General features: G+C 63.9%; 3 protein-coding genes and 1 pseudogene. All 4 read right to left on the reverse strand.

Features of this window, described 5'->3' with window-relative positions; genetic code table 11:
• Positions 1 to 589: pseudogene (locus ACIQ6O_RS13515) on the reverse strand (hypothetical protein); the annotation flags it as partial.
• A gap of 180 nt (positions 590 to 769) precedes the next feature.
• Positions 770 to 1,780 (reverse strand): hypothetical protein, encoded by a 1,011-nt coding sequence (locus ACIQ6O_RS13520; RefSeq protein ID WP_396208313.1) that lies wholly within the window; start codon positions 1,778 to 1,780, stop codon positions 770 to 772.
• Positions 1,781 to 1,907: 127 nt separating this feature from the next.
• Positions 1,908 to 3,197 (reverse strand): dicarboxylate/amino acid:cation symporter, encoded by a 1,290-nt coding sequence (locus ACIQ6O_RS13525; RefSeq protein WP_396208314.1) that lies wholly within the window; start codon positions 3,195 to 3,197, stop codon positions 1,908 to 1,910.
• 260 nt (positions 3,198 to 3,457) lie between these two features.
• On the reverse strand, positions 3,458 to 4,300 hold an 843-nt coding region (locus tag ACIQ6O_RS13530; RefSeq protein ID WP_396208315.1), incomplete at its 5' end, for a glycosyltransferase family 4 protein.

Raw genomic sequence — 4,300 nt, forward strand, 5'->3', positions numbered from 1 at the left:
ACGGTTTCGTCGGATCCACATACGGGTCGGACGACGAAATGAGGATGTGACTATACCGGGACGCGAGAAGATGGCCCACCGCCGCCAGCGCTCCGCCGTGCGTCACTCCCCAGTCGACCGAACGGAACAGTGCGTGCTCCCGGAGATTGGTCGCGACCTTCACGGCCGTCAGGCCGAAGTGATTGGCCACTGCTTGCAGGCTCGACCAGGCGACGTCTGTCCGGTTCGGCTGAGACAGCGAAATATCGAACCCTTCGACGAGCACCAGTGCATCCGGCGCGAGAGGCCCGCGGAGAAGCGAATAGAAGGAATCGACGCCACCGGAGAACATGAGGGCCGCGCCTTTGAACGCCGGCGCCAACTGCCCCGTCAGTCGCTGACCCTCACCCGTCGGCTCCGACAGCGAGACCTCGGGATACCCCCAGAACTCGCGTACCACCTGTTGCAGTGGTGTGAGATGGTCCTGGAATCGTGCGGTCAGCGGTGCGTCCAGCGCCAAGGCGTGACCATGGTGGGCGCAGACGAGCAGGAACGCGGAAACGATCGCTTCGGAGCTCAGTACCAGTGGGAGGTTGGCCTCGAACCACACGGGGCCGCCGTCAATCTCTGCGACGACACGCGATGCAGGCCCCGGTATGGGTCGCTGGGCGGCGACGGTGTGTGGCATGAGTCGGCGATGAGAACGGGAAGACGTCTGGAGTATCAGGTAGGAATCGTGCTCGATTACACGGGCATTTTCACTCGACACTTTCGGGGACGCGGAGATGCCTCAGTACAAGATTCTTGATACGATCCGACCGGCAACACTCTTCATGAGTTCGCGCTTCCGGTGGTAGCGCTTCGATCGTTCGATGAGCGCAGCCACCTCGCGCCCAAGCGTGGACGAGGGGTTGGCACGCACAAACCTGGTGTAACTGTTGGCCAGCGAACCCCTGTTCTTTATGTACGGCAGTGCCCGAACCGCGTCAGTAAGCTGGGACTCGCTCGTCGCGAATGTGGTGAAGTGTTCGAGCCTGCCCACCGATTGCAGCACGAGTAGCGTGCGAATGCACTTTTCGCAGGCTCCGCAATTCAACTGCGTCGTCACCCCTTCCCAACACACCCGCAAATTGCGCTGCACAATCGGTTCGTCTGCAATCGCAAGGAGTTTGGCAGCCCGCCGGTGGGTGGCGCCAACATGTAACACGCTCAGGACGTCGGATGACCAGTGCGGGTCGAGCCGGAAATGTGACCCCCACGGCTTCGTCGGCTCCGGATACGGGTAGGAGGACGATATGATGACATGGCTGTATTGCGCCGCGAGCAGATGGCCCATGGCCGCCAGCGCCCCGCCGTGCGTCACCTCCCAATTGACGGAGCGGAAGAGTGCGTGCTCCCGGAGGTTGGTCGAGACCTTCACGGCGCGAAGACCGAAGTGATCGGCGACGGCCTGAAGACTCGCCCAGGCGGCCTCGGTACGGCTTGGTTGGGTGAGCGGGATATCGAACCCTTCCACGAGCACCAAAGCAGCCGGCGCGAGAGGGCCGCGCAGGAGAGAGTAGAACGAATCGACCCCTCCGGAGAACATCAGGGCGGCACCCCTGAACTCCGGCGCCGCTTTACCAGCCGTGCTCGGGATTCCACCGGGCGGCTCGAGCAATGGGACGTCCTGATAGCTCCAGAACTCACGCACCACTTCCTGCAGCGACGTCAGATTGCCCCTGAACCGCGAGGAGAGCGGAACATCGAGATCCAATCCCTGACGGTGATGGGCACACACGAGCAGAAACGCCGACGCCATGACCTCGGGACTCAGGGTCAGCGGGAGATTCGCTTCGAACCACACCTCGTGGTCGGCAACGTCGGCGACGACACGCGTTGCCGGTCCCGCCGCGAGACGCCGAGCCACTACGACGTTCGACATGGGATCAGGACGGGACAGGGATCGGCAACGAATCGTGTTGCCCTGCGGTCACACGCGACCGTCGCGAAAGCACCGTCGCGACACTCATGTCCGCCGTCACGTTGAGCGTCGTCATGAAGATATCCGGGATGGACTTCACCGCTTCGAGCAGGATCACCCCCTCGACGGGAATCCCGGCGGCAAGATACAGAGGCAGACTGCTCGACCCTCCGTTCCCACGCGGTATGCCGGCCACACCGAAGCTGAGCAGAATGGCGGCAAACGCAAACACGCCGATCTCCCGGACGCCGATGGGAATACCATAGACATGCGAGAGCAGGATGAACTTGAAGAGCGGGGAGATCGCCTGATTGAGCTTGAATGTCGAAACAGCGAGAGAGAGAACGAATCCTGACGTCTCGGTCGTGAGCGCCAGTCGCTCCTGTCCGGCCTTGACCATCACCGGCAGCGATGCGAGCGATGACTGCGTGCTCGCAGCGACCAGCTGGGCCGGCGCGACGCCGCGCGCAAACTGCATCACAGACATTCCGCCGAGCAACGCCGTCAACGGATAGAGCGCCAGTGTCGCGAGGATGAGCAGCGCGCACAGCGCGACCACATATACGGCCAGCAGCTCCAGCGTGGTGCCGCCGAACTGTCGCATCATCGAGAGCATCAGCACGAACACGGCCGCGGGTGTCGCCTTCATGATCCAGCCCACCATGATCATCATGGCATCGGCGAGGGCGCGGATGCTCTCCGAAAGCGTTGCTTTCGAGGCCGTTGGCAATCGACCGGCCGCAACGCCGAAGAACACCGTGAACACAAGGAGCTGCAGGATGTTGCCCTTCGCCGCCGCTTCGAATGGATTGCGTGGCACGAGGGTTCTGATCCACTCTCCGAAGGTCAGCAGGGATGCCGAGGCAGCCTCGGAGGATCCGTTCGGCTTCACCAACTTGAAGCTGGCAACCATGTCGGCCGGCAAGGGGAACCACGACATTCCCTGCACCGTCACAACCGCTGTCACCACACTGGCCAAGCTGAGATAGGCCAGAAACAGTACCACGCTACTCCGACCCACTTGTACAGCCGACGTGTCGTCGTCGACGCGGATGAGGGAAGACAGCAGACGGGTCACCATGAGCGGCAGGACGGCCATCTGCAGCGCGTTCAGCCACAGGGTACCAAACGGCGAAAGCCCCGAGGCCAACACGTCGATCGCTTCGATACCGTATCGCTGTCCGGCCCACCCGAGGGCCGAGCCCGACACCAGGGCGCCCAACGACCATAAAGGCGCCGAAAGCTGCCTGCGCATTGCCATTTCCTTGCCTGGGGGAGTCCTGCACACTTGCCACTGGACACCCTACCGGAGCAACTCTTGGACCAATCGGGCGGCGTTTGTTTCATCCGATGCGAAGCGAGGTCGTTCCGAATCGACCACTCATTTGAAGCACAAGCGCAACACCAAAGACCGGTGTGTTGCTTTCTTGCAACAGCGCCATACGGGATCAAGCCTTGGCCTGCGCGCACGGTGGGCTGAGCCAATTGAACGGCGGGACTGCGCCGACTACCCGGTCAGCGGTTATGCGCCCTACCCAGCGCCCCCGCGTACACCTGCTCGTAGGCAGCCAACCAGGCATCGTACCCGAAGTGCTGTTCGACATGCGCGAGCGCGGTCGCGGCGCGCTGCATACGCGCTGCTTCGTCGGCCTCCAGCTGCCGGAGTTGTGCAGCGATGGCGTGCGGCGTTGGTTCGGCGAGCAGCGCACACCGATCGTCGAGAACATCGGGAACGCCCCCAACGGTCGTGGCGACGATCGGGAGCCCGGCGAGCATGGCCTCGAGGATCACCATGGGAGTCCCCTCGGTACGCGAGGTGAGCGCCAGACCATCGAATGCGGCGAGGTAGCGGCTGGCCTGTTCGACGAGTCCGGGGAAGACCACACGAACGGTTGGCGGCAGCGCCATGGCCGCCTCCTCCATCGCCTGTCGGAGCGGCCCGTCGCCGAGCATCGCCACGTGGAGCACCGGATCGGACGTGGTACGCCGCTGGGCCTCCATCGCGAGCGCCTCGAGCAGGAGGTCGGGACCTTTCTCGAACGACAGGCGACCGATCCAGCCCACGGTGAAGCCGTGCGAGGGGAGACCGAGCGTGCGGCGCGCCTCACTCGCCTCGAGCGGAGCGTCGGCGGGAGCCACCGCGTTGCGCACCGTCGCAACGGACCGCGGCCCGGAGCCTCCCATGAGACGACGCGCAATCGGCGTGGATACCGCCACTGCCGCATCGGCGCGCCGGGCGGCACGCACCTGCAACCACTCGTAAGCACGGCCTCGCCAGCTTCGTGCCGTGAACCCATGAAGCGTGGTGACGTGCACCGCCCCTGCTCCGCTGGCGAGTCCCCCATCGACGACATCGGC

The sequence above is a fragment of the Gemmatimonas sp. genome, from assembly GCF_044345575.1.
GTDB lineage: Bacteria > Gemmatimonadota > Gemmatimonadetes > Gemmatimonadales > Gemmatimonadaceae > Gemmatimonas.

What these genes read in the sequence shown, in the direction of transcription:
- ACIQ6O_RS13525 (WP_396208314.1), bottom strand. Translation starts at nt 3,197, where the DNA reads ATGCGCAGGCAGCTTTCGGCGCCTTTATGGTCGTTGGGCGCCCTGGTG.
- ACIQ6O_RS13520 (WP_396208313.1), bottom strand. Translation starts at nt 1,780, where the DNA reads ATGGCGTCGGCGTTTCTGCTCGTGTGTGCCCATCACCGTCAGGGATTG.